Below are 23,337 nucleotides of genomic sequence, written 5' to 3' on the forward strand. Positions count from 1 at the left end.
TTGCCCAGGGGGATACCGGCGTCAGCCAGCATGGCGCAGGCCTTGGCGGCTTCGGGAGTGAACTCCTTGGGGGTGTTGAAGTGGGTGTTCAGCCACACGGGATGATACTTCTTCAGCATGGCGCACAGCTCGGGAGTGATACGCTGGGGGCACACAACGGGGGTGCGGGAGCCCAAGCGGACGATCTCCACGTGGGGGATGGCGCGCACGCGCTTGATGATGTACTCCAGGACCTCATCGGAGACCATCAGGGAGTCACCGCCGGACAGCAGGACGTCGCGGACCTCGGGATGAGCGGCCACGTAGTCGATGCACTTGTCGATCTGCTGCATGGGCACTTCGCAGTCGTTCTGACCGGCGAAGCGGCGACGGGTGCAGTGACGGCAGTACATGGAACACTGGTCGGTGATCAGCAGCAGCACGCGGTCGGGATAGCGGTGAGTCAGGCCGGGGGTGGGGGAGTCGGTATCCTCGTGCAGGGGATCGGCATCCTCGTAATCGGCATACTCCAGTTCCTCCGCGCGGGGGATCGCCATCTTGCGGATGGGATCGAACGGATCGTTCAGATCGATCAGGGACAGATAGTAGGGGGTAACAGCCATGCGCAGCTTGCCCAGCGTCTTGCGGACACCCTCCTCCTCATCGGGGGTCAGGGTCATATACTTCTTCAGGTCCTCAACCGTCTCAGCGCGGTTGGCGACCTGCCAATGCCAGTCGTTCCACAGATTCTCGGGAACATCGGCGAACAAACCGTTGCGAGTCTTCATAGTGTTTCTCCTTCACAAAATCATGTTGTTGAGGGGGGGTAGGTCAAAGGCTGGGAGGCCTCTTGGGCCCCCCAGCTTTTGAAGGAAGTCGTTTAGCAGTACTTCTCGTCGAACAGCTTGCGCAGCTTGGGGTTCTCACGCAGCACGTCCAGAGTGATCTGAGCGTGGTTCTTGGTGTAGCCATTGCCGATGATCATGGTCACGTCCTTGCCGATACCCTCAGCGCCCAGAGCAGCCTTGGTGAAGGAGGTAGCCATGGAGAAGAAGTACACCATGCCGTCATCGCGGACGGGCAGAATGGCGGACATCTCGCAGGACTCAATGTTCACGCAGCAGATGGACAGATCGTACTCCTTACCATCGTTGACGGCCAGAGCAGCCTCCATGACCTCAACGGGCTTGGTGCAGTCGGCCACGATCACGTCGGTATAAACGCCCAGCTCCAGCAGACCGGGAACCTGCTTGGGGTTGCGGACAACGCCCACGACCTTGCCCTTGGGGCCGACCTTCTTCATGGCCTCCCAGCCGCACAGCACGCCGGACTTGCCGTTGGCGCCCAGGATCAGGACGCTGTCGCCCTCGTGGGGCAGCTTGCGGGCCTGCGCGGGAGCGCCGGCCACGTCCAGAGCGGCCAGAGCCAGAGGCTCGGACATATCATCGGGCATCTTGCAGTACAGAGCGGACTCGAACAGGATAGCCTTGCCGACGATGTCCACGCGGTCGATATCCTTGTGGATGGCCAGGATCTTCTCGATCTTCAGCGGGGTCATGGACAGGGACACCAGAGAGACGATCTTGTCGCCTTCCTTCAGGTCGAAGCCGGGCTTCTTCTTCAGGTCCTCGCCGACGTGAGCGACGACGCCCTTGAACATACCGCCGGAACCGGTAACGGGGTTCTGCTGCTTGCCGCGCTCGGCCACGATGCCCATGATCATCTCGCCGATCTTCTTCTCGTCGCCGCCGCAGGCCTCGGAGATCTGGGTGAAGGAAGCGGAGTCGATGTTCAGGGAGGTCACGTCGCAGACGATCTCGTTGGAGTAGACCTTGCTCATGTCATTGTCGATCTTCCAAGCGGCCTGGGTCAGCACGCCCTTGGGCTCGATAACGCGGTGGGTACCGTACTTGTTGCCTTTCAGTTCAGCCATGGTAATATCCTCCTAAGTTATGATATGTATGAGTTTTGAATTTTTAACTTACTGCAGGGGCTTGAGGCTCAGGATCTCGCGGGCCTCGGCGGGGGTAGCGATCTCGCGGCCCAGCTCCTTGGCGATGCGGACGACCTTGGCCACCAGCTCGCCGTTGGACGCGGCCTTCTGGCCCTTGCCCAGATAGATGTTGTCCTCAAAGCCGACACGGACGTTGCCGCCCATGGCGATGGCCGCAGCGGCCATGGTCCACGCAGCACGGCCCACGCCGGACACGGTCCAGGTGGCGTCAGCGGGGATCTTGCTGGCGAAGAACGCCAGATTCTCCACGGTGGCAGGGGTGCAGCCGTGCACGCCCAGCACGAAGTTGAACTGCATGGGGTGGCCGGGGACCTCGCCCTTCTTGGCCATACCCAGAACGGTGTCAATGTGGCCCAGCTCGAAGCACTCGTACTCGGGCTTGATGCCGTTCTCGATCATGCGCTTGCCGAAGGCGCGCATGGTGGGCATGGTATTGTCGAAGATCTCATCACCGAAGTTGCAGGTGCCGCAGTCCAGAGTGGCCATCTCGGGGAACAGCTCAGTGGGCTGCAGACGCTCCTCGGGGCTCATGCCGGTGGCGCCGCCGGTGGAGGGGATCATGATGACGTCAGGCAGCTCCTTGCGGATAGCGTCCATGACGACCTTGAAGCGATCGCGGTTCTGGGTGGGGGTACCGTCGTCCTCGCGGACGTGGATGTGCAGGATGGCAGCGCCGGCCTCGTAGGCGGACTTGGCCTCGCGGACCATCTCCTCCACAGTGTAGGGCACAGCCTCGTTCTGGGCCTTGGTGACCTCGGCGCCGCAGATGGCGGCGGTAATAATGAGCTTCTCCATCGTTCCGCTCCCTTACTTCTCGATCTTGTTGCGCTGGCAGTCCTTGGGGGTGACGCAGGTGCCGTGGGCACGGCAGACCACCACGGGCTCAGCCAGAACGTCAGCAGCGGAAGCGCTGATGTCGGGGCGGGAGACGATGACCTTACGGGCCTCAAACTTCATGGTGCGGGAGGTGTTGCCGATCTTCTCGATCTCGCCGTAGGCTTCGATGTAGTCACCGGCGTACACGGGAGCCAGGAACTCCACGTTGTCGTAGGCACAGAACAGGCCCTCGTCGCCATCGCACTTGATCAGCAGCTCCGTGGCGACATCGCCGAACAGGTGGACCATGTGGGCGCCATCCACCAGATTTCCGCCGTAATGAGCATCCTTGGCGCTCATACGCAGGCGAAGCATAGAAGTCATCTTTTCCATAAGTTTTTCCTCCTTCAGAATTTTGGACGTGCAATTTCGCAAACACCAGATCCGGCCGTTACCGCTTCTTTTTGGGTATGAAAAAAAGCGCTATCGGTCAAGGTCATTGACCAATAGCGCTCCATGTATGGACGTACATGACAGCAGCGCCGCTTACACCGCGCTGCCAAGCGACAGAACGCAGGCGGTCCTGTCACTTTCGGCGGAAAACTCCTTCCTGCAACGCTACACAGGTGCCTGTCCCCACACGCTGCAGTACCCCGTTTCCCGCGCCTCTATTGACTGATATCTATGAAATTTTACTCTTAAATTATAGCGCTTTTGGGGCATTTGTCAAGACAGTTCGTGACAGATTTGACAATAATATTTTTGCACGGTGCAAAAATTTCTCTGTTTTAACTCTTGAATTTTTCGCGCAGTGAAAATCAGTAGGATTCCTCCACCATTTTCAGGATTTCCGGCTTCAAAGACAGCATTCTGCAGATATTCAGGGCGTCCCGCGGGCAGTCGGACCGACCCTCCACGCGGTAGAGACCGTAGTTCATGTGGCGGGCAATGACGGCCACGCCGTCCTCGTCGGTGACGGACAGCTCGCGGCGGATCTTCTCGGTATCCACATCGCGCAGGCCGATGATCTGGTAGTGCAGCCGGGCGTACTCCGCCACCTTGTCGTAGTGGGTGGTCAGCAGAGAAATGGCGTTGACGCCGTTGAGATAACGGGTGACGGCCTGCACGATGACGGCGCCCTCGTCGGGGTTGGTGCCTCGGGCGAACTCGTCCAGCAGGAACAGGGAGTAGCCCTTCTCCACCTCTGTCAGCGCCTTCTGGAACTGGACGATCTCGGAGCCGAAGCCGCTGAGTCCCGACTGGATGGACTGGAGATCGTCAAAGAGCATTTTCACGCTGTGAAACAGCGGCATGCGGGCCTTCTTTGCGCAGACCAGGAAGCCCGCCTGAAGCAGCAGGGCGTTGAGGGCCACGGTCTTCATGGCCACGGACTTGCCGCCCATGTTGGCGCCGGTGATGACGGTAGCCCCCTGCTCCAGACGGATGGAGACGGGCACGAAGCTGCGGCCCTGCTCCGACAGCAGGTCGCAGATCTCGGGATTGATCATGTCGGTGAGCTCCAGCTCCGTCTCCGTCAGCTCGGGGCGGATGCCGCCGTAGCGCACGGCGAACAGAGCCTTCTGGATGATGAAGTCCAGCCGGCCGGAGGTCTCCGCGTCCGCCAGCAGGTCGTCCACCATGGGGGCCAGCGCCGCGCCCATGGCCCTGCGGACGTGCATTTCCTCGGCGTCCTCCTCGGCGCACAGACGGGTGCGCTTCAGGCGCAGGTCGTCCTTCTCCGCGTCGGTACTGGCGTGGAACAGGCACTCCTCCACGTCCTTCTTGGCCTGCCGTACCTCCTTGAGCCTGGCGGTAGCGTTGTCGGGGATGTAGAAGCCGCGGCTGCCGGTGCCATCGGGGTCCAGGATGGCCAGCGCAGGCTTGGGGTCGTGGAGGGCGATGCCCTCAAAATGAGTAACGGCGTCGATCTCCGCCAACAGCGGCCGCAGGCCGTCCAGACGCTGGAGGTAGCCCTTGATCTCGAACAGCTCCACGTGGTCCGGTGTCTCTCCCTCCGCGCAGCGGCGCAGGGATGTGCGGATGTCCTTCATCTGGCACAGACCGGTCATCAGTTTGGTGTACTGGTCCTTCAGCCGGTCCGCCGCCGCCGCGGCCCGCTCTACATTATATAACTCCGTCTCCAGCTCAGCCCGCTCCTCCGGCATATAGAACCGCAGGCGGCGGATCTTCTCCTGCCCGAAGGGGGAGCAGCCGTGCAGGGACTCCAGAACGTATTGCAGGCCGATTTTTACGCGTTCCTCAAATCGGATCTCGATCATGCCAATTCCTCCTTTACATTGATGACAGGAACGTCTACCGCCTCCCGCATGCGGTGCAGAAAATCGTCCTTGTCGAACTTCCAGCCGTAGGCCGACACGGGGTTCACCGTGATACACAGGGTGCGGGCAGCCTCCTCCGTCTCCAGCATCACCTGACGGGACGCCAGCTTATCCAGCGTGTCGGCGGTGAGCAGCACCTTGCTGGGGTCCTTCACCACCAGGCGGCAGTTCCGCAGCACGCCGGAGCGCAGCAGAGGCAGCACCATGGTGTCCGTCAGCGCGCCGGTGATCAGCGCCGCGCCGTGCTCCTTAACACAGGCCTCCAGCCCGTCGGACGCCTCCGGCGGCAGTTCCGCTGCCTTAGGCAGGTTCATCAGCCGGTAGATGTGAACGGTGTCGGCGATGACCTTTTCCATGCTCATGTGGTAGCTGGCGCCGGTGCAGAGGATGACGCCCTCCGCCACGGACCGTGCGCCCAGACTCTTGCGGCCCAAAGCGCCGTCGATGATGGAGCGGTCGGCTCCCAGCTCAAAAAATGCCTGAGATACAGACTTAAGCTGGGTGGTGATGGACGGCCCCGCCAGCTGCACATGTCCGGCACTGCGGGCCCGCAGGATCACCACCTCCCCCAGCGGAGTGGGGATGCCGGTGGTCATCAGGATCTCCTTGGTCACGTCACCCAGCCGCAGCATGTCCTTGGCTGTGGCGATCAGCGTGCCCTCCTTCACGAAGATGCCGGGCTTTTCCGTGCCGGTGACGATGTCGGTGGACTCGCCGTCGCGGCCGATGGAGGTCAGGCCCAGTGTGCCGTGCAGGTGGCCGCCGGACAGCATCCAGTTGAGCATGGTGGTCTTGCCCGCGTTCTTGCACATGCCCACGATGGACATGGTCTTTGTCTCATTGAGCCGGCGGAGCAGCTCGTCGTGCATGTCGTACACGCCCTTTCCTTGTTATTCGATTTATCATCATAGCATATCGTTCCGGAAAAAGAAAGGGGTGAAACGTTTTTTGTCCCCTCTCCCCTGTCCCCCTGAAGCACACGTAAGAGTGGCCGGAACACCTGAGCTCTTGCCGAAAACCATGTACGCCGATATCTTGGGAGAAAAAAAACAGTCGTGTATCGAGCAGCCGGAGAACACGCGGGTTCCGCTTGAAAGCGCAAAGGCTGAGGTACAGAAGCCATTCCCCCAGGAGGAAGAGCTTGCGGCGAAAACGGCCCGTCTGAACGAGCTGAACACCCTGCCAAACCCGGATAAGAAGGAAAAATGAGATCGTGGACGGTGAGCGAGGCGAGGCAGCGCCGCAGAAATCATCCGCAGACAGAGAACGCTAAAAAATCACAGCGGCAATGTGGAATACCTGCATTGCCGCTGTGTTCGCAAGCTGGAAAATGTGCCGGGTATGTGATATAATGATGCTGACAAAATCGGAATTTATGGAGGTTGCTAAAATGGAAGCAGTTATTCGGAAAGTTCAGCAAGGTGATGCAAACACCTTGGCATATATTCAAACTGAAAGCTGGAAGGCAGCTTTTGCCGGAATCCTTGATGCCGAGACTCTGGAAAAGTGTACGGACATCGACCGAGCGACCGCTATGTATCAGAGGCTTTTGGATGAGAACAAAGGAAACGGATATCTTCTCTCGGTGGATGGAACGCCCCATTGCATCGCTTATTGGGACACAGCTCGTGATGCGGAGTTGACCGGGAAAGCGGAGTTAATCTGCATCCATAGTCTGCCCGAAAACTGGCATAAAGGGTACGGTTGTCAAATGATGAATCGAGTTCTGAAAGATATCAAGGAAAACGGATATTCCGAAGTGTTTTTGTGGGTATTTAGGGAAAACTATCGCGCCAGAGCTTTTTACGAAGCCAACGGGTTTGCGTTGACGGATACTTCAAAGCCTGCGTTTGACACAGAAGAAGTCCTTTATTCCAAAAGAATCTGATAGGGACAAATTCCAGTTTGTCCGTAAGAGAAACAGAACAAAAAATCGGTATTTGCGGAGGGGAACAGAATGGACACAAGGTGCAAAAATCCCAGATCTCGTACTACAATCGGCGCCTTTATGCCTGTGTATCCTTCTTGAAGGTAAAAAAGAAAGCGGAGCTGCCGGAAGATTATTTTGTGCTGACGCCGGGGCTGTCCGCGCCGTTGGAATCCGACCGGGTGGCGGCAAAAACCGAGCCGTATCCGGGTCGGTGGACAACGCATTTTGTCATCAGCAGTCCGTCCGATTTGGACGAGGAGCTGTTTGATTGGATCGAGCAGGCGTATCAATTTGCGCAGGCAAAATAACGGAGGAAACAGATGCAAGTCAACGAATATCAGAAAGCGGCTATGGCAACGCTGAATCCGGCGCTTGATAAAAAGGATGTTCTCATCAACAGCGTCATGGGCTTGTGCGGGGAATCCGGCGAAGCCATTGACATTGTGAAAAAGTGGCTGATGCAGGGACATGAGCTGGACAGGGAGCATTTGGTCAGGGAGCTTGGAGATGTGGCGTGGTATCTTGCCGAGGCTGCCACGGCATTGGATGTTCCGCTGGAAGCTGTTTTTCAGGGGAATCTGGACAAGCTGCGTCAGCGTTTTCCCAACGGCTTTGACACCGGGGCTTCGGTAAATCGCAAGGAGGGGGATTTATAAACGCAGGATTTAGGCGTATTTCACAGCCTCGGCGCCCTGTGGCTCAGGGTGCTGAACGAGCTGGAAGCCAAGGGGCAGAAGCCGTTTATACCGACAATGCAGGCGAACGCGCAGAGGTCAGGGAGCTGCTGTATCTGACCGCAGAGGTGCAGGATGCCGCGCTGCCCGACGCGATCATCGAAAAGCGATCCTGCCGCACGCTCTGCGGCCATCACCATGAGCCGCTGACGGACGAGGGCTATATCCCCTGTGTCAGCCTTCTGGATTTTCAGAAAACCGGCGGAAAGCTGGATATGACCGCCTATGGCCGTGCGTTGGACTTTGGCTGCAAGGCGTATGTCAACCTTGTGATGCTCCACCTCATTCAAAAGGAAATCGCGGAGAAGACCGGCATTCCCTGCGGAAAGCTGATCTTGATCGTAAAGTCGGCACACTTCTATTTGCGCGGCAGAGAAATGGTGCTGGCGATTATAGAGAAGGTACATTGAGCGCAACAGCCGCATAACGAAAGCACAGCTTTCCGTTTCCTGACTGCTGCACTTTCATCAGGCTGACGCAGTTGCTTTTCAGAAGATTTTCACCGGTGTGCGTCAACACCAATTCGCCGCAAAAAGTGTTGCTTAAACGCGAAAGCTCGTCGTATTTTTGTATTCCGGCCGGAAAATCGATCCCCAGATTTCGCAATCTTTTTTCCGTGAACTGTAAGCAAAAACGATATAGAATCCATTATCATGAAAGGAGTGTGTCTGCATGGCTTATAGTGAGCTCATAAAGAACTTTGAAAAAGTCAGAGCTTATATGCGTGAGTTTTATGTGTATGGCTTTAAGAGCAGAACAGAATATGATGCCAAGAGCGCACGCTCCTATGATGATGAGCGCCGCAGGCTGGAGAGCTGGTTGGGAGACTACATGCGGTTCACGCAGACACCGGAGGGAAAGAATGTTTTCCTGTCGGTAGATAGCCGCGTGACCCGGAAAAACCCATTCTATAAGGCGTGGAAGGCCAAAAGCTTTACGGATGGAGATATCACACTGCATTTTGCGATTTTTGATGTTCTCTATGATCCTGAAACAAAAATGACGCTTACAGAGCTGATTGAGGAGATCGATCAGCGGCTGTCATCCCGTATGGCCTTTGATGAGTCTACTTTGAGAAAGAAACTCAAGGAGTATGCCGAAGAGGGTATCATTCGGATGGAGAAGGATGGGCGGAAGGTCCTGTATAGCAGAGCTCCGGATACGGACATCACTGCCTTGCATGATGTGATCGACTTCTTCATCGAGGTGGCCCCGTGCGGCGTTATCGGCTCATTCCTGCAGGACAGGCAGCCGAAGCACCCTGAGCTGTTTTCCTTTAAGCATCACTACATAACGCAGGCAATGGATAGTGATGTAATGGCCACACTGTTTGAGGCTATTCACGGCCATCGCTACATCACCGTTGACAATTTGGGCAAACATTCAAACGAAGTCAGAACGGTTCGGTTAGTTCCGCTCAAGCTCTACATAAGCGCCCAAAACGGCCGGCAAAACCTTTTGGCCTTTCACGAAAAAGCCAATCGCTTGAATTCCTATCGCTTGGACTATATGTCCAACATCAGGATCGAAGATGAGATCTGCGAAAAGTTTGATGCGCTGCGCGCCGCACTCAGCAAAGCTGAAGCACATATGTGGGGCGTGAACTGCAGATGGAATGTCAAGCATACCGAGCATGTGGAGTTTGAAATAAAGATTGAAGACGATGAGCAGTTTATTGTCCGCCGGCTGGAGAGAGAAAAACGCTGTGGACGTGTAGAGAAAATCGACGACAACCACTACCGATATGTCGCAGAGGTATTTGACACAACAGAAATGCTGCCGTGGATACGCACATTTATCTGCCGTATTACGAGAATCAGCTTCTCAAATCGAACGGCTGAAAACAAATTCAAGGCAGATATTCAGGAAATGTGCCGTATGTATGGGCTTGACGGAGGTGCCGCACAATGATTTTCAGTGAGTTATACTCCGCCTATTACAATACGGTCGCAAAAATCATGGAAGCCGCGTTTAACCCCGAAGCAACCGAAAAGGATCTGCAGCGCTGCGTTATGGAAGAAGCGTTTTCCGAGAGCGTCCTGACCATACTTCCTGCGCTGAAATCCGGGAAATGGCCGCTGCTTCATGAGGATCTTTCCCCTGCCCTGCTGCACAAGCCCACCGTGCCCCTGACCAATCTGGAAAAGCGGTGGCTGAAGGCAATAGCAGAAGATCCCCGTGTTAAGCTGTTCGATGTTGCGTTTCCCGAGCTTAACGATGTGGAACCGCTCTTCACAAGGGATGACTATAAAATCTACGACCAATACAGTGACGGAGATCCTTTTGAAGACGAGGCCTACATAGAGCATTTCAGGCTGATGCTTTCCGCTATACGGAGTGATCGGCCTGTTCAAATGACTATGGTGAACCGTCATGGCAAAGAGGTGCGGGTACGCTTTTATCCCAAAGGATTTGAGTATTCGGTGAAGGACGACAAGATCCGAATCGTAGCGACCGGGTGTAAGTTCAAGCAATTCAATCTCGGGAGAGTTGTAAGCTGCGACTTTTATAATGGGAATGGCCCGTGGAATGAGAAGCCTAAAGCAGAGCGTCGGAAGGATCTGACCTTGCTGATCACCGATGAGCGCAATGCGCTGGAGAGAGCCATGCTGCACTTTGCCCACTTTGAAAAACAAGCAGAGCGAACGGACGATGGCAGGTATATCCTGCGGCTGAAGTATTACAAAAACGATGAGACCGAGATCGTGATCCGTGTGCTGTCTTTCGGCCCGTATGTCAAGGTTCTGGAGCCGGAAAGCTTCGTGAATTTAATAAAAGAACGACTGATTTCTCAAAAAAGCTGTGAACTCAAGTGAGTTCGCAGCTTTTTTTCCGTGAAAAGGCAGCTCGCAATTCGTATAATATGATCGTAAGGTGCGAACAGCAATGTCTTAGGAAAAAGAATTATACTTTTGATCCTCCGGGCTCATACCCCGTACCAAGCGCACCTTGTGAAGAAAGATGCATACAGCAACCAAAAGACGATGATAACGCACCTCTCTTTGAGCTGGAGCGATGGTTTGCCGAAAGAATGCATCTTGAAAAGGCACCAACAGCAATGACGAATAGCTAAGTGGTGATAGCAGATGACTCATAATCATCGTTCGCGGGTCCGAATCCCGCTTCAAATGGTGCCTTGTTTTTGTGAAAGACGCGAACAGCGATTACATATCTTATGTTACCGAAACATTAACTGGATAACCGGAGATTGCTGCCGGGCAAACATTGGTGAGGTGAAATCCCTCGCATGTATTAAAAAAGAGCGCGTCTTGTATAAAGGCATCTACAGCAATGAAGTGGTACGATCTGACAGTCGGAACCTGTCGAAGGCAGGACACCGACTTCGGTTTTACGGGTTCAATTCCCGGTGATGCCTTGTTAATTAAAATGAAAGGAGCGGCACGATGATCGAAATCAAAGGAAAGGTAAATACGGCGATCTGTTATGCAACGGTTGTAGAGGGCGAAGCGATCGAACAGATCCGCAGAATGTGTGACCATGATTTCACAGCAGGATCTCAAATACGGATCATGCCTGATGTACATGCCGGAAAGGGCTGCACGATCGGCACCACAATGACGATCACCGATAAAGTGGTTCCTAATATCGTCGGCGTCGATATTGGCTGCGGCATGTATACTGCTGAGTTGGGTAAGGTGGATGTTGATTTTGAAAAGGTCGATGCTGCCGCTCATGATATTCCCAGCGGAAGAGATGTTTGGGAAGGGCGCATGGAGCGTTTTGACCTGACCGGACTTCGCTGTTATAGAAACCTGAAGCAGGCAAAGCGCTTGGAGAGAAGCCTGGGGACGCTGGGCGGAGGGAACCATTTTATTGAGATTGATGCAGCTTCAGACGGCACAAAGTATTTGGTGATCCATTCTGGCAGCCGTAACCTTGGCAAGCAGGTTGCGGAGCTCTATCAGTCTTTAGCCATCGACCTGAATGCCGGTAAGGCGGATTACTTCGAGCGTCGGGATGAGCTGATCCGTACATATAAGGAGCAGGGCCGCAGAGCTGAGATTCAGACCGCATTGAAGGCTATGGAGAAGGAATGGGCAGCAAAAGAGCCGACGATCCCTGCAGACCTTTGCTATCTGTACGGCACCTACTTAGAGGACTACCTCCACGATGTAGAGATCTGCCAACAATTTGCACGGCGCAGCCGTGAAAGAATGGCGGAGATCATTTTAGAAAAGACCGGGATGACCGCGATTTCTTCTTTCCACACCATCCACAATTATATTGATACGAAGGAAATGATCCTTCGCAAGGGTTCTATTGCGACCCACGACGGAGAACTTGTCCTGATTCCGATCAATATGCGGGACGGCAGCGTGTTGGCTCGCGGAAAAGGAAATCCAGAATGGAATTATTCTGCCCCGCATGGCGCCGGACGCCTTATGTCTCGTACAAAGGCAAGAGAAACGCTGGATATAGAGGCGTATAAGAAGACGATGGAAGGTATCTACACGACATCGGTCAATGCGGCCACCATCGATGAAGCACCCATGGCATACAAGTCGCTGAAGGACATTATCGATGTCATCCGAGAGTCTGTCGATGTGATCGAAATACTAAAACCTATTTACAATTTTAAGGCGTCTGAGTGATAAAATTCTTCTGCGCCGTCTGATTGGAGGAATTGAAATGTTGAATCATTTGAAGAGTGAGGCGAATATTGCCTACACAGAAAACGGCGCAGTTACCAACGCAAGCACAATGTCTGACTGTCTGGATCTGTTCGCAGCGATCGGCGCGCTCCGTGCAGCCGACGATCAGGAAATCATCAGACGCTTTGTCCGCGCATATGCGGAGGACGCGGATATTGCCATGAAGATCCTGTTCTTCGGACGCGATGTTCGCGGTGGCCTTGGTGAGCGCCGGGTGTTCCGCGTGATCATCAATTGGCTGGCTGAGAACAGAGCGGAGTCCTTGCGCAAGAACATTGAGCTTATCCCTGAGTTCGGACGCTACGACGATCTGGTATCTCTCATCGGCACGGCCTGCGAAAAGGATGCTTTGCGTACCATTCGCAAGCAGCTGGAGGCCGACCTTGCGTCTGACGCAGAGGTGTCCCTGCTGGCGAAATGGCTTCCGTCTGTAAATGCGTCCAACGCAGAGACGGTCCGCAAAGCAAAGCGCATCGCCCGCTATCTTGGAATGTCCGATGCGGAGTATCGCAAGACCCTTGTAGAGCTGAGAAAGAAAATCCGCATCATAGAGAATCATCTCCGCGAGAAGGACTACTCTTTCGACTATGCGAAGCAGCCATCCAAGGCCATGTTCAAATACCGGAAAGCATTCCTGCGTAATGATGGTGAGCGCTATCACGCGTTCCTGGAGGCTGTAAGCAGCGGTGAAAAGCAGCTGCATGCAGATAACCTTGCTCCTTATGAGATCGTCAGATCTGCGCTGAATGCAAACCGGTGGGGCTTTCATGCTGACTTGACCGTCGGAGAGAAGGCTGCACTCAATGCGTCCTGGGCGTCACTTCCCGACTTCTGTGACAACAGAAATGCGCTGGCAGTAGTGGATACCTCCGGGTCCATGTACTGCTATGACAACGCGCTGCCGGCGGCTGTTGCGCTGTCCTTGGGACTGTATTTCGGAGAGCGTAATACCGGTATCTTCCATAACCATTTTATCGAGTTTTCTTCCCGGCCGCAGCTTATTGAGATCAAGGGTAAGACCTTTGCCGAGAGGCTGGAGTATCTGTGCACCTTTAACGAGGTTGCCGATACAAATGTGGAAGCGGTCTTTGATCTGATCTTGGATGCGGCAGTGCGCAACAATGTCCCGCAAGAAGAGCTGCCCGAGACTTTGTATCTGATTTCGGATATGGAGTTCAACGCCTGCGTTCGAAATGCATCTGTGTCTAATTTTGCCAGTGCAAAGCGCAGATTTGCGGAGCATGGGTACAGATTACCTCAGATTGTCTTCTGGAATGTTGCGAGCCGAAACAGCAATCAGCCCGTGACAAAGAACGAGCAAGGCGTTGCCCTGGTTTCCGGATGTACGCCGCGTCTGTTTTCCATGGTGGCAAGCGGAGACCTTTCCCCTTACTCTGTCATGATGGAGATCATAGAGTCAGAGCGGTACGCAAAAATTTCAGCATAAAGCGAAGGCGGTACCTACCGGTATCGCCCTTTCTTTCATATGAATCATCCCAGGGCAGGCCAGACGAAGAATGCCCAGAATCTGGACTGGCATGGACTGACAACAGGCGTCGGCGTTGCCAGATCCACTACGCATCGCTACCTTCAGGAGCTGAGTGACCGTAACCTGATTGATTACGGCAGAGACAGGGCTTGCGCTACCGGAGGGCGGCGACTTCAGCAGCCGCTGGAGTTCGATCAGTGCCGGGGAGAACAGCTGATTTTCTACCCTGAAAACCGAAAATCGTGCGGGCTTTGCCCTTTAGGCAAAAATTAAAAAGCCTGTAAACGGGCTTGTTTACAGGCTTTTTGTGGCGGAGAGTTAGGGATTCGAACCCTAGAGACCTTTCGGTCTACAGCATTTCGAGTGCTGCACCTTCGACCACTCGGACAACTCTCCGTGTCTATTTTCGTCCGGTTTTCTTTCCAGAAATTTGCTCAAAAATTCGTTGGAGAGAAAACAGGAGAGAAAGCAAAAAATATTCGATTTTGAGATTTTCTGTGTTGAGGAACATCAAGGAGAAGCGGGGGGACGAAATTCCCAGCTTCTGCCGAAATTTCGAGTCAGCTCCGTTATGACCACTTCGATACCGCCGCACAGAACTGAGCTATCATACCACACTTTCCGCCGCGGCGCAACACCCTTTCCGGCATATTTTCCCCCACCCCCTCATTTTCTGGAACAGGAGGTGTCATCCATGGAAAATCCTGCCCCTGCCGTATTCCTCTGCGGTGCGCCGGAGGACTACGCCAACTACCGCGCCGCTCTGACCGCTGCGGGTCTGCGCCCTGTGGTAAGCCGCAGCCTCACGGCCGCCCTGGGCTGCGAGGCCCTGCTGCTCCCCGGCGGCGGGGACATCCATGGCTCCCTGCCGCCGGAGGAGTCCTTCCTCCTCCATGTGTTCTGGGACGCCCATCGCCCCATCTTAGGCATCTGCCGCGGCATGCAGGCCCTTAACGTGTTCCGCGGCGGCACGCTGCATGACCGCATCGCCGGTCATCAGCAGCCCTCCGGCGATATGCTCCACCCCACCTGCGCCGAAGGCCCCCTGGCGTCGCTGTTGGGCTCCTGCCCCACCGTCAACAGCAATCACCACCAGGCTGTGGCCCGCCTGGGCGACGGGCTCCGCCTGTGCCAGTGGAGCGCCGACGGCATCGCCGAGGGTCTGTACGCCCCACAGCGTCCGGTCCTGGGCGTCCAGTGGCATCCGGAGCGCCAGAGCTTCGGCCTCCGCCGTCCCGATGCCGTCGATGCCGCGCCGGTGTTCCGCTGGCTGAGAGGCGCATTGACAAACACCGATGCCCCCCTATATAATAGAAAATAACAGTCCGCTCCGTCGGGCCATTGATATGTATGAGGTGGAACCAAATGGAAAAAATCAAGGCATTCCTGCGCCGCAAAGACATCATATTCTCCGCGAAGCGTTACTTCATCGACGCCATGGGCGCCATGGCACAGGGCCTTTTCTGCACGCTGCTGGTAGGCACCATCCTCAACACCATCGGCCAGCAGTTCCACATCGGCTTCCTCAACGCCGTCATCGTCACCATTGGCAAGGGTGATGGCGCGGTGAGCTATACCATCGGCGGCCTGTGCTCGGCTATGGTAGGCCCCGGCATGGCCGTGGCCATTGCCCGGGCGCTGAACGCGCCGCCGCTGGTGCTGTTCTCCCTGATCCCCGTGGGCTTTGCCGCCAACTATATGGGCGGCGCAGGCGGCCCGCTGGCCGTGCTGTTCGTGGCGCTGTTCGCTGCGGAGATAGGCAAGGCCGTCAGCAAGGAGACCAAGATCGACATTCTGGTGACGCCCATCGTCACCGTGCTGGCCGGTATCGGCCTTGCGGCGCTGATCGCCGCCCCCGTAGGCACGGCGGCCTCCGCCGTGGGACAGGCCATCATGTGGGCCACGGAGCTGCAGCCCTTCTTCATGGGCATCATCGTTTCGGTGGTCATCGGCGTGGCGCTGACGCTGCCCATCTCGTCCGCCGCCATCTGCGCGGCATTGGGACTGACGGGACTGGCCGGCGGCGCTGCCGTGGCGGGCTGCTGCGCCCAGATGGTCGGCTTTGCCGTTATGAGCTTCCGCGAAAACCGCTGGGGCGGTCTGGCGGCGCAGGGCATCGGCACCAGTATGCTGCAAATGGGCAACATCGTCCGCAACCCCCGGATATGGATCCCGCCCACGCTGGCCTCCGCCATCACCGGCCCCATCGCCACCTGCATCTTCCGCATGGAGATGAACGGTGCGCCGGTGTCCAGCGGCATGGGTACCTGCGGTCTGGTGGGGCAGATCGGCGTCTACACCGGCTGGGTCAACGATGTGGCCTCCGGCGCTAAGGCCGCCATCACCGGCACGGACTGGCTGGGTCTGGTACTGATCTCCTTCGTCCTGCCCGCTGTGCTGACGTGGCTCATCGCCATACCCCTGCGCAAATGGGGCTGGATCAAGGACGGCGACCTGAAGCTGGACCTGTAACCCCCTCCCTCCTGCCTGAAATTCAGACAGACGGCGAAAATTGTCCAAAGCAGACGGATTGCAAAATCTGCCGGAAACAGGTATTGTCTTAGAAAACGATACAAGGAGGCTGCCATGGCACAGGCCACCAAAAAACGCATTATGGACGGTTTTCTGGAGCTGTTGGAACAGCGTCCGCTGGACAAGATCTCCGTGGTGGACATCGCTGACCACTGCGGCATCAACCGCAACACGTTCTACTATTACTACTGCGATGTCTACGCCCTGATACGGGAGCTCATGGAGGTCCGCGCCCAGCAGCTCATCACCAACAATCAGAAGGACCTGAACTGGATAGAGATCACCCGTGAGGTGACGTCCTTCTTCCGCACCCACCGCCGCACGGTGTACCACCTGTTCCACTCCAGCCAGCGGGACCTGCTGGAGGACCACATCTACGACGTGACCTATGCCTGCACCGAATCGCTGGTACGCCGCACCGCCGCCGGCCTTTCGGTGTCGGAGGCGGACCTGCGGGCGGTGACGCTGTTTTTCACCAGTTCCCTGCTGGGCATGATCTCCCGCTGGCTGCGCTTCGGCATGAAGGACGATGCCGAGCAGCTGGGCGAGCGCACCGGCGTCCTGCTGGAGGGCACGCTGCGCCGCATGCTGGAGCGTGCCTGCGGCACGGGGAGGGACGCATGAGAGGCTTCTGGATCGCCGTGGCCTACCTGCTGGTGCTGGCCGTCCTGGCTCACCCGCTGGGACAGGCCCTGCCCCGCCGCTGGTTTGACGGCGGCCGGTTCCCCTACCGGTGTTACAAATGGGAGAAACAGGGCAAGCTCTATACGCGCATCGGCATCGAGCGCTGGAAGAAGCTGGTACCGGACATGAGCCGCTTCCTGCCGGATATGGTGAAAAAAGAGGTGGACCCCGCCGCCGTCACCGCGTCCCAGGTGGAGCTGCTGGTACAGGAAACCTGCGTGGCCGAGGCGGTACACACCGCCTCCATCCTACTGGGCCTCGGCGCCCTGTGGCTCTGGCCCGGCTGGGGCGGCGTGGTCCTCTGGCTGATCTGGTTTCTGCTGGCCAATCTGCCCTTCATCCTCATTCAACGCTACAACAGGCCGCGGCTCATGCGGCTGCACGCCCTGCTGCAACGGCGAGAGCAGCGGAAAGGAACCCATGAACATTCTGATACTGACCTGTAATACCGGCGGCGGCCATAACGCGGTGGCCGCCGCCCTAACGGAGGCGTTCCGCCAGCGGGGCGCGGACAGCCGCGTGCTGGACGGCCTGTCCTTCGTCTCCCGGAAGGCATCCAAATTCGTCTCCCGCTGGCACACGCGGTTTTACCGCCACTACCCCCAGCTCTATAAGGCGGGCTACATGTCCGCCGAGGAGGAGGACGGCCGCCCCGCTCCCAAGCACAACCCCGTGGAGACCTACCTGTCCCGGGGTGCCCGCCGCCTGGCCCGCTACCTGCAGGCGGAGCGGTTCGACGCCGTGGTCTGCGTCCACGTGATCCCCGCCCTGATGATGACCATGCTGCGTCAAAACGGCGGCGCACCCATGCCCTTCTGCTTTGTGGCCACGGACTACACCTGCTCCCCCACCGTGGGCAGCTGCACGCCGGACATCTGCGTCATCCCCCATGCGGAGCTGGCGGAGGAGTTTATCCACTGCGGCATCGCGGCGGATACGCTGCTGCCCGCCGGCATCCCCACCCGCTCGGTGTTCGCCGCCCCGACGGACCGCGCTGCCGCCCGGCAGGAGCTGTCCCTGCCCGCCGAGGGCCGCCACATTCTGCTGATGAGCGGCAGCATCGGCTGCGGCCCCATGTCTGCCCTGGCCCGCCAGCTGGACGAGCTGCTGCCGGAGGGCGACTTCGCCACCGTCCTGTGCGGCAGCAACCGCCAGATGCTCTACGCCATCCAGATGCGCTCCCTGCTGCGGGTACAGGCCGTGGGCTTCACCTCCCGCGTGGCCCAGTATATGGACAGCGCCGACCTGCTGGTGTCCAAGCCCGGCGGCATCAGCATCACCGAGGCCGCCTGCAAGGGCGTCCCCATGCTGCTGGCGGATCTGGTGGGCGGCTGCGAGACCCGCAACCAGGCGTTCTTTTCCGCCCACGGCTGGGCCGCCTCCTGCGATACCGATGCCATCGCCGACAGCGCCCTGTCCCTGCTGGCCGACGATGACCGGCGCCGCCGGATGGTAGAGACCCAGCGCCGCAGCTTCGACGGACAGGCCGCCCAGCGCATCGCCGACGCGGTGCTCTCCCGCTGCGGCAAAGCCCGCGTCCTCCTGTAAGTGCATACGCAGTCGCCGGCAGCTCTGCTGCCGGCGCTTTTTGCGCAATTTATACAACCCGTCTCTTGCATTTCTCCGTATCTGTCGTATATAATGGAAAAAAGATCGGTTTTGTTCATCGGCAGGACATACTTTCCTGTTACAATGTTGGTATGAGATAAAAGGAGGGCATCGCCCATGATGATCGAAAAGAGCGGCAGCATCCGGCTCCGCGACATCCCCGTGGCCGGAAGCCTGCCGCCGGAGCAGCAGGCGCTGGCCGCCGGTATGGTTCGCGTGACCCATCTGTACCGCAGCGCGCTGAAGGTAGCCGTCACCCAGATGGAGATACTGGACGAGGAGTTCGCCTGCATGTACGACCACTCCCCCATCCACCACATCGAGTACCGCATCAAGTCGCTGGACAGTATCGCGGATAAGCTGAAGCGCCGGGGCTACGAGATCACCATCGACAACATCTACGCCCACATACAGGATCTGGCCGGCATCCGCGTCATCTGCAACTATCTGGATGATATCTACTACCTCCGCTCCCTGCTGACACGGTTCGATGCCTTCAAGGTCATCCGCGAGGTGGATTACATCAAGAACCCCAAGCCCTCCGGCTACCGCAGTCTCCATCTGGTGGTGAATGTTCCCATCGTCATCTCCGAGGGCACCATGGTCCTGCCGGTGGAGATCCAGCTGCGTACCATCGCCATGGACATGTGGGCCAGTCTGGAGCACGAGCTGCGCTACAAGTCGGACCGCCAGTTCACCGACGAGGACGCCACCCGCCTGCGCCTGTGCTCCGATGCCATCAGCGAGATCGATCAGGAGATGCAGGACATCTACCAGGACAAGCAGCCCCGCTATCAGGCTTGACGATCGCACAAAAAGAGCGCGTACACCCGCAGTGTACGCGCTCTTTTTCGGTCTTTCTCATGCCGCGGCGCGGAACGCCTCCACGCCCAGCTGGCTCAGCACCCCCATGATGATCCCCGCCAGCAGTACGCCGCCCACGCAGGCCAGCACGCTCTTCTTGAAGTCCATATCCAGAAGGCTGGCCGCCAGCGTACCGGTCCACGCGCCGGTGCCCGGCAGTGGGATGCCCACGAACAGCAGCAGCGCCCAGTACAGCCCGCGCCCCGCCTTTTTCTGCAGCTTCTGTCCGGCCCTTTCTCCCTTTTCCAGAAAGAACGCGAAGAGCTTCCCGATGACCGGCTTGCCGCTGCCCCACACAAGCACCCGCCGCGCAAAGAAGTAGATGACCGGCACCGGCAGCATGTTCCCCGCGATGGCGACGCAGTATGTCAGCCACAGCGGCAGCCCAAACCCCACACCGTAGGGGATGGCGCCCCGCAGCTCGATAACGGGCACCATAGATACCAGAAAGACGATGAGACAGTGTTTCAGCATAGAGCGGCGCTCCCCTTTTTCCAGATATTGTCCCTTATTATACCCGCTTTTCCCCGCTTTGGCAAGAACGTCAAAGACCCGCGCAAAAGACCCCGCAAAATTTTACCGGCTTTTCGGAAATGCCTGTCGACAAATCCGTCCCCGTCCTGTATACTGATGATAGTCATTACGATAGATAATGGGAGGGTGTGCGCATATGGGCATTTCGGATGTCATATCGCTGCTGGGCGGTATCGCCCTGTTCCTGTTCGGCATGTCTCTGATGGGCGAGGGTCTGAAGAAGGTGGCCGGCAGCAAATTGGAACTGGTGCTCTACCGTCTCAGCAGCACGCCGCTGAAGGGTGTTCTGCTGGGCACCGGCGTCACCGCCGTGATACAGTCCTCCTCCGCTACCTCCGTCATGGTGGTGGGCTTCGTCAACTCCGGCATGATGAAGGTGCGTCAGGCCATCGGCGTCATCATGGGCGCCATTCTGGGCACCAGCATCACCGGCTGGATCCTGTGCCTGTCCTCCATCTCCGGCGGCAGCGGCCTGGTGCAGCTGCTGAGCACGGAGGTGCTCACCGGCATCGTGGCCGTGGCGGGCATCATCCTCCGCATGTTCTCCGCCAAGACCTCCCACCGCCACGTGGGCGAGATCCTGCTGGGCTTCGCCGTTCTGATGTACGGCATGTCCGCCATGTCCGGCGCCGTCTCCCCTCTGCGGGAGAGCGAGTCCTTTATCCGCATCCTGACCTCGTTCTCCAACCCCTTGCTGGGTATTCTGGTGGGCATCGCCTTCACCAGCATCCTGCAAAGCGCCTCTGCCGCCGTGGGCATCCTCCAGGCCCTGTCCATCACCGGCGCCATCACCTTTGAGATCGCCTTCCCCATCATTATGGGCGTGGCCATCGGCGCGGCGGTACCGGTGCTGCTGTCGGCCTTGGGTGCCAACCTCAACGGCAAGCGCACCGCCTTCGTCTACCTGCTCATCGACGTACTTGGCGTGGTCATCTGGTCCCTGGTGTTCTACACCCTCAACGCCATCTTCCGCTTCCCCTTCCTGACCAGGATCATGACCTCCGTCAGCATCGCCTTTCTGAACACGCTGTTCCGGCTGGCCACGGTGATGGTGCTGCTGCCCCTCATCGGCCTGATGGAAAAGCTGGTGGTCTTTCTCTTTCCCGACAACGGCGCCCAGGCCGAGGACCAGGACATGGACCGCCTGGAGGAGCGCTTCCTCCAGCACCCCGCCCTGTCTATCGAGCAGAGCCGTCTCGTCACCAACTCCATGGCCGAGCGCGCCGCCGGCAACCTGCTGGACGCCATGGCGCTGCGCACCGATTTCTCCGAAAAGGGCTTCCATGCTATCAGCGAGACGGAGTCCCTTATCGACCGCTACGAGGACAAGCTGGGCACCTATCTCATGAAGATCACCAGCCGCTCCCTCTCCAGCGCCCAGAGCGAGGAGGTCAGCAAGTTCCTCCACACCATTTCCGACTTCGAGCGCATCTCCGACCATGCCCTGAACATCTCTGAAACGGCCAAGGAGATACACGACAAGAACATGGTGTTCTCCCCCGCCGCCCTGCGGGAGCTGGAGATCATGGAGTCCGCCCTGCGGGAGATCCTGGCCATCTCCATTGCCGCCTTCGTGGCCAACGACATCCAGCAGGCCGCCCGCGTGGAGCCGCTGGAGGAGATCATCGACGGTCTGTGCGATGAGATGAAGTCCCACCATGTGGACCGTCTCCAGTCCGGTACCTGTACCCTGGACCAGGGCTTTGTGTTCAACGACCTCCTGACCAACTACGAGCGCGTGGCCGACCACTGCTCCAACATCGCCGTGGCCATCATAGAGCTGGAGTCCGACTCCTTCGATACCCACGAGTACCTCAGCAGCGTCCGCGCCATGAAGTCCCACTCCTTCGCCCGCTACTATGAGGAATACCAGCAGAAGTACCACCTGTGATATAAAACTACCTGCGCTGTAAAAAAGATACCGCCTCCCCCGAGGCGGTATCTTTTCTTTTCAAGCAGGCTCAGTCTCCTATTCCTGCTCCATACTCCCGTCGCCGCCCATCAGGGCAGTCATCTCGCGGATGCGCTCCAGTGGGAACGGCGGCTGGCATAGGGGCCGCATGGCGATGCTCATGAGCTTCATGGGGTTGTCATCCGCTGCCGTGCGGTTGGAATGCAGCGCGCCGCAGCGTCTGCACCGGTGGATGACGGCCCACTCACCGTCCCTGCGCACCCATACAGCCACCGGCTCCATGATGCCGCCGCAGTCGGACGCTCTGTCCCCGGGCTCCACGTCCACATGCAGACTGCTGAGGCAGTTTGGGCAGTGGTTGCGGTGCTGGCTCCCTGCGTTTTCCGGTGTACAGAGCCTGCCGCAGACCTTGCAGGTGAAGGCGTCGCGGCATGCGTGGGTCTTGTAGTAGCCCTTCTCAAAGGTTTTGCGCTTGTTTTCGCGGTTCATGCTGTTTCCTCCTGAAGATGTGGTCACGATCTCGCGGGAGGAATGGCGTGTGTGTAGATTTGCCAGACCTCCCGATCAGGCCACACGCTCCGGTAGCGATTTGATACTCTTCAAAAAAATCTCCTTCAAATGTTGTTGTCTCCGCCTGCCGAAACGAAACAGACGGAAAAAGGGAGCCATCCAGAGGATGGCTCCCTTTTGGCGCGGAAGGAGGGATTTGAACCCTCGCGCCGCTTTTGACGGCCTACTCCCTTAGCAGGGGAGCCCCTTCGGCCACTTGGGTACTTCCGCAGGTATGAACTTACTGGCGGAGAGAGTGGGATTCGAACCCACGGATGCTTTCACATCGCCGGTTTTCAAGACCGGTGCTTTCGACCACTCAGCCATCTCTCCGTGTGTAAAAGCGCTCCTGATGCCAGATGCGAGTAATATATTACCATGTGCAGCGGACTTTGTCAACAAAAAGAACCGCAACATTTTTGAAAAAATTTGAAAAAAGGGGTTGAAATGTGAGAAGAACTGTGGTAGTATAAGTAGGCTGTTTGAGACGGCAAGCAATAACCGGGTGTGGCGAAGTTTGGTATCGCGCTTGAATGGGGTTCAAGAGGCCTCGAGTTCGAATCTCGACACTCGGACCATATTAACGAAACGGTATAGATGCGTCTGGCGAAAAGCCAGGCGCATCAACCGTTTCCGGGCTTTTTCGGGCCCGGATTCTTTCTTTCAAACCATAGATGCAA

General features: G+C 57.5%; 24 protein-coding genes, 4 tRNA genes and 1 riboswitch. Of the genes, 17 read left to right on the forward strand and 11 right to left on the reverse strand.

The window, feature by feature from the left end; all coding sequences use genetic code 11:
- From ACZM22_RS10305 to kamB, 6 genes are all read right to left on the reverse strand, one after another.
- The coding region (locus ACZM22_RS10305) for a KamA family radical SAM protein (RefSeq protein WP_489543996.1) at positions 1–767 on the reverse strand (767 nt) is incomplete at its 3' end.
- 92 nt (positions 768–859) lie between these two features.
- Positions 860–1,912 carry an L-erythro-3,5-diaminohexanoate dehydrogenase gene (kdd, locus tag ACZM22_RS10310; RefSeq protein WP_489543997.1) on the reverse strand — a complete coding sequence of 351 codons (1,053 nt, stop codon included), beginning with the start codon at positions 1,910–1,912 and terminating at the stop codon, positions 860–862.
- A 48-nt stretch (positions 1,913–1,960) separates the two neighbouring features.
- Complete coding sequence (gene kce / locus ACZM22_RS10315) at positions 1,961–2,788, reverse strand: 3-keto-5-aminohexanoate cleavage enzyme (RefSeq protein WP_417053881.1); 828 nt, start codon at positions 2,786–2,788, stop codon at positions 1,961–1,963.
- A gap of 12 nt (positions 2,789–2,800) precedes the next feature.
- Positions 2,801–3,193: a 3-aminobutyryl-CoA ammonia lyase gene (kal, locus tag ACZM22_RS10320; protein WP_417053921.1), complete on the reverse strand. Its 393-nt coding sequence runs from the start codon at positions 3,191–3,193 to the stop codon at positions 2,801–2,803.
- A gap of 115 nt (positions 3,194–3,308) precedes the next feature.
- A riboswitch (Lysine riboswitch) is annotated at positions 3,309–3,488 on the reverse strand.
- Positions 3,489–3,627: 139 nt separating this feature from the next.
- On the reverse strand, positions 3,628–5,088 hold the full coding sequence (gene kamC / locus ACZM22_RS10325) for a lysine 5,6-aminomutase reactivase ATPase KamC (RefSeq protein WP_489543998.1): 1,461 nt from the start codon (positions 5,086–5,088) through the stop codon (positions 3,628–3,630).
- A complete protein-coding gene (kamB, locus tag ACZM22_RS10330; protein WP_489544015.1) occupies positions 5,085–6,017 on the reverse strand; it encodes a lysine 5,6-aminomutase reactivase subunit KamB in 933 nt (310 codons plus the stop codon). The genes kamC and kamB overlap by 4 nt, the downstream gene beginning before the upstream one ends.
- Before the next feature lie 67 nt (positions 6,018–6,084).
- Between kamB and ACZM22_RS10335 the strand changes: the two genes are divergently transcribed.
- The 9 genes from ACZM22_RS10335 to ACZM22_RS10375 all read left to right on the forward strand — a co-directional run bounded on the left by ACZM22_RS10335 (position 6,085) and on the right by ACZM22_RS10375 (position 13,932).
- Positions 6,085–6,357, forward strand: a complete 273-nt coding sequence (locus ACZM22_RS10335; RefSeq protein ID WP_489543999.1) for a hypothetical protein — start codon at positions 6,085–6,087, stop codon at positions 6,355–6,357.
- 181 nt (positions 6,358–6,538) lie between these two features.
- Positions 6,539–7,036 carry a GNAT family N-acetyltransferase gene (locus ACZM22_RS10340; RefSeq protein ID WP_489544000.1) on the forward strand — a complete coding sequence of 166 codons (498 nt, stop codon included), beginning with the start codon at positions 6,539–6,541 and terminating at the stop codon, positions 7,034–7,036.
- A 17-nt stretch (positions 7,037–7,053) separates the two neighbouring features.
- A complete protein-coding gene (locus ACZM22_RS10345; RefSeq protein ID WP_489544001.1) occupies positions 7,054–7,386 on the forward strand; it encodes a DUF5655 domain-containing protein in 333 nt (110 codons plus the stop codon).
- Between the two features lie 12 nt (positions 7,387–7,398).
- Positions 7,399–7,734, forward strand: a complete 336-nt coding sequence (locus ACZM22_RS10350) for a nucleoside triphosphate pyrophosphohydrolase family protein (RefSeq protein ID WP_417053885.1) — start codon at positions 7,399–7,401, stop codon at positions 7,732–7,734.
- Positions 7,735–7,772: 38 nt separating this feature from the next.
- Entirely contained in the window at positions 7,773–8,222 is a 450-nt protein-coding gene (locus ACZM22_RS10355) for a thymidylate synthase (protein ID WP_489544002.1), read from the forward strand.
- Between the two features lie 262 nt (positions 8,223–8,484).
- Positions 8,485–9,723 carry a WYL domain-containing protein gene (locus ACZM22_RS10360; RefSeq protein WP_489544003.1) on the forward strand — a complete coding sequence of 413 codons (1,239 nt, stop codon included), beginning with the start codon at positions 8,485–8,487 and terminating at the stop codon, positions 9,721–9,723.
- Positions 9,720–10,628: a WCX domain-containing protein gene (locus tag ACZM22_RS10365; RefSeq protein WP_489544004.1), complete on the forward strand. Its 909-nt coding sequence runs from the start codon at positions 9,720–9,722 to the stop codon at positions 10,626–10,628. The genes ACZM22_RS10360 and ACZM22_RS10365 overlap by 4 nt, the downstream gene beginning before the upstream one ends.
- 588 nt (positions 10,629–11,216) lie before the next feature.
- Positions 11,217–12,425, forward strand: coding sequence for an RtcB family protein (locus ACZM22_RS10370; RefSeq protein WP_489544005.1), 1,209 nt, complete (start codon positions 11,217–11,219; stop codon positions 12,423–12,425).
- A gap of 37 nt (positions 12,426–12,462) precedes the next feature.
- Positions 12,463–13,932, forward strand: coding sequence for a DUF2828 family protein (locus tag ACZM22_RS10375; RefSeq protein ID WP_489544006.1), 1,470 nt, complete (start codon positions 12,463–12,465; stop codon positions 13,930–13,932).
- A gap of 350 nt (positions 13,933–14,282) precedes the next feature.
- Here the strand turns inward: ACZM22_RS10375 and ACZM22_RS10380 are convergent.
- Positions 14,283–14,370 (reverse strand) — tRNA-Ser (locus tag ACZM22_RS10380).
- Between the two features lie 298 nt (positions 14,371–14,668).
- Here ACZM22_RS10380 and ACZM22_RS10385 point away from each other — a divergent pair.
- The 6 genes from ACZM22_RS10385 to ACZM22_RS10410 all read left to right on the forward strand — a co-directional run bounded on the left by ACZM22_RS10385 (position 14,669) and on the right by ACZM22_RS10410 (position 19,602).
- Positions 14,669–15,295 (forward strand): gamma-glutamyl-gamma-aminobutyrate hydrolase family protein, encoded by a 627-nt coding sequence (locus ACZM22_RS10385; RefSeq protein WP_489544007.1) that lies wholly within the window; start codon positions 14,669–14,671, stop codon positions 15,293–15,295.
- Between the two features lie 44 nt (positions 15,296–15,339).
- On the forward strand, positions 15,340–16,446 hold the full coding sequence (locus ACZM22_RS10390) for a PTS sugar transporter subunit IIC (RefSeq protein ID WP_489544008.1): 1,107 nt from the start codon (positions 15,340–15,342) through the stop codon (positions 16,444–16,446).
- Between the two features lie 114 nt (positions 16,447–16,560).
- Positions 16,561–17,130 carry a TetR/AcrR family transcriptional regulator gene (locus tag ACZM22_RS10395; RefSeq protein ID WP_489544009.1) on the forward strand — a complete coding sequence of 190 codons (570 nt, stop codon included), beginning with the start codon at positions 16,561–16,563 and terminating at the stop codon, positions 17,128–17,130.
- Entirely contained in the window at positions 17,127–17,636 is a 510-nt protein-coding gene (locus tag ACZM22_RS10400) for a glycosyl-4,4'-diaponeurosporenoate acyltransferase CrtO family protein (RefSeq protein ID WP_489544010.1), read from the forward strand. The genes ACZM22_RS10395 and ACZM22_RS10400 overlap by 4 nt, the downstream gene beginning before the upstream one ends.
- Entirely contained in the window at positions 17,611–18,738 is a 1,128-nt protein-coding gene (locus tag ACZM22_RS10405) for an MGDG synthase family glycosyltransferase (protein ID WP_489544011.1), read from the forward strand. Before ACZM22_RS10400 ends, ACZM22_RS10405 begins: the two co-directional genes overlap by 26 nt.
- Before the next feature lie 177 nt (positions 18,739–18,915).
- The gene (locus tag ACZM22_RS10410; RefSeq protein ID WP_489544012.1) at positions 18,916–19,602 is read left to right on the forward strand and encodes a GTP pyrophosphokinase; all 687 of its coding nucleotides are present in this window, start codon (positions 18,916–18,918) and stop codon (positions 19,600–19,602) included.
- Between the two features lie 57 nt (positions 19,603–19,659).
- Here ACZM22_RS10410 and ACZM22_RS10415 read toward each other — a convergent pair whose 3' ends face one another.
- Complete coding sequence (locus tag ACZM22_RS10415; protein ID WP_489544013.1) at positions 19,660–20,136, reverse strand: COG2426 family protein; 477 nt, start codon at positions 20,134–20,136, stop codon at positions 19,660–19,662.
- Positions 20,137–20,332: 196 nt separating this feature from the next.
- Between ACZM22_RS10415 and ACZM22_RS10420 the strand changes: the two genes are divergently transcribed.
- The gene (locus ACZM22_RS10420; RefSeq protein ID WP_489544014.1) at positions 20,333–22,087 is read left to right on the forward strand and encodes a Na/Pi cotransporter family protein; all 1,755 of its coding nucleotides are present in this window, start codon (positions 20,333–20,335) and stop codon (positions 22,085–22,087) included.
- 78 nt (positions 22,088–22,165) lie between these two features.
- On the opposite strand, the gene ACZM22_RS10425 is transcribed toward ACZM22_RS10420, so the two are convergent.
- From ACZM22_RS10425 to ACZM22_RS10435, 3 genes are all read right to left on the reverse strand, one after another.
- The gene (locus ACZM22_RS10425; RefSeq protein ID WP_484424909.1) at positions 22,166–22,597 is read right to left on the reverse strand and encodes an RNHCP domain-containing protein; all 432 of its coding nucleotides are present in this window, start codon (positions 22,595–22,597) and stop codon (positions 22,166–22,168) included.
- 199 nt (positions 22,598–22,796) lie between these two features.
- A tRNA-Ser gene (locus ACZM22_RS10430) sits at positions 22,797–22,888 on the reverse strand.
- Between the two features lie 14 nt (positions 22,889–22,902).
- A tRNA-Ser gene (locus ACZM22_RS10435) sits at positions 22,903–22,990 on the reverse strand.
- A gap of 168 nt (positions 22,991–23,158) precedes the next feature.
- Between ACZM22_RS10435 and ACZM22_RS10440 the strand changes: the two genes are divergently transcribed.
- Positions 23,159–23,235, forward strand: a tRNA-Pro gene (locus ACZM22_RS10440).
- Positions 23,236–23,337: the final 102 nt, after the last annotated feature.

It is taken from the genome of Vescimonas sp. (genome assembly GCF_057856985.1).

Coding starts and splice junctions, on each gene's coding strand:
- ACZM22_RS10425 (WP_484424909.1), bottom strand. CDS start 22,597: ATGAACCGCGAAAACAAGCGCAAAACCTTTGAGAAGGGCTACTACAAG.
- ACZM22_RS10340 (WP_489544000.1), top strand. CDS start 6,539: ATGGAAGCAGTTATTCGGAAAGTTCAGCAAGGTGATGCAAACACCTTG.
- ACZM22_RS10395 (WP_489544009.1), top strand. CDS start 16,561: ATGGCACAGGCCACCAAAAAACGCATTATGGACGGTTTTCTGGAGCTG.
- kamC (WP_489543998.1), bottom strand. CDS start 5,088: ATGATCGAGATCCGATTTGAGGAACGCGTAAAAATCGGCCTGCAATAC.
- kal (WP_417053921.1), bottom strand. CDS start 3,193: ATGACTTCTATGCTTCGCCTGCGTATGAGCGCCAAGGATGCTCATTAC.
- ACZM22_RS10410 (WP_489544012.1), top strand. CDS start 18,916: ATGATGATCGAAAAGAGCGGCAGCATCCGGCTCCGCGACATCCCCGTG.
- ACZM22_RS10400 (WP_489544010.1), top strand. CDS start 17,127: ATGAGAGGCTTCTGGATCGCCGTGGCCTACCTGCTGGTGCTGGCCGTC.
- kce (WP_417053881.1), bottom strand. CDS start 2,788: ATGGAGAAGCTCATTATTACCGCCGCCATCTGCGGCGCCGAGGTCACC.
- ACZM22_RS10415 (WP_489544013.1), bottom strand. CDS start 20,136: ATGCTGAAACACTGTCTCATCGTCTTTCTGGTATCTATGGTGCCCGTT.
- ACZM22_RS10350 (WP_417053885.1), top strand. CDS start 7,399: ATGCAAGTCAACGAATATCAGAAAGCGGCTATGGCAACGCTGAATCCG.
- kamB (WP_489544015.1), bottom strand. CDS start 6,017: ATGCACGACGAGCTGCTCCGCCGGCTCAATGAGACAAAGACCATGTCC.
- ACZM22_RS10385 (WP_489544007.1), top strand. CDS start 14,669: ATGGAAAATCCTGCCCCTGCCGTATTCCTCTGCGGTGCGCCGGAGGAC.
- ACZM22_RS10405 (WP_489544011.1), top strand. CDS start 17,611: ATGAACATTCTGATACTGACCTGTAATACCGGCGGCGGCCATAACGCG.
- kdd (WP_489543997.1), bottom strand. CDS start 1,912: ATGGCTGAACTGAAAGGCAACAAGTACGGTACCCACCGCGTTATCGAG.
- ACZM22_RS10375 (WP_489544006.1), top strand. CDS start 12,463: ATGTTGAATCATTTGAAGAGTGAGGCGAATATTGCCTACACAGAAAAC.
- ACZM22_RS10360 (WP_489544003.1), top strand. CDS start 8,485: ATGGCTTATAGTGAGCTCATAAAGAACTTTGAAAAAGTCAGAGCTTAT.
- ACZM22_RS10370 (WP_489544005.1), top strand. CDS start 11,217: ATGATCGAAATCAAAGGAAAGGTAAATACGGCGATCTGTTATGCAACG.
- ACZM22_RS10390 (WP_489544008.1), top strand. CDS start 15,340: ATGGAAAAAATCAAGGCATTCCTGCGCCGCAAAGACATCATATTCTCC.
- ACZM22_RS10365 (WP_489544004.1), top strand. CDS start 9,720: ATGATTTTCAGTGAGTTATACTCCGCCTATTACAATACGGTCGCAAAA.
- ACZM22_RS10420 (WP_489544014.1), top strand. CDS start 20,333: ATGGGCATTTCGGATGTCATATCGCTGCTGGGCGGTATCGCCCTGTTC.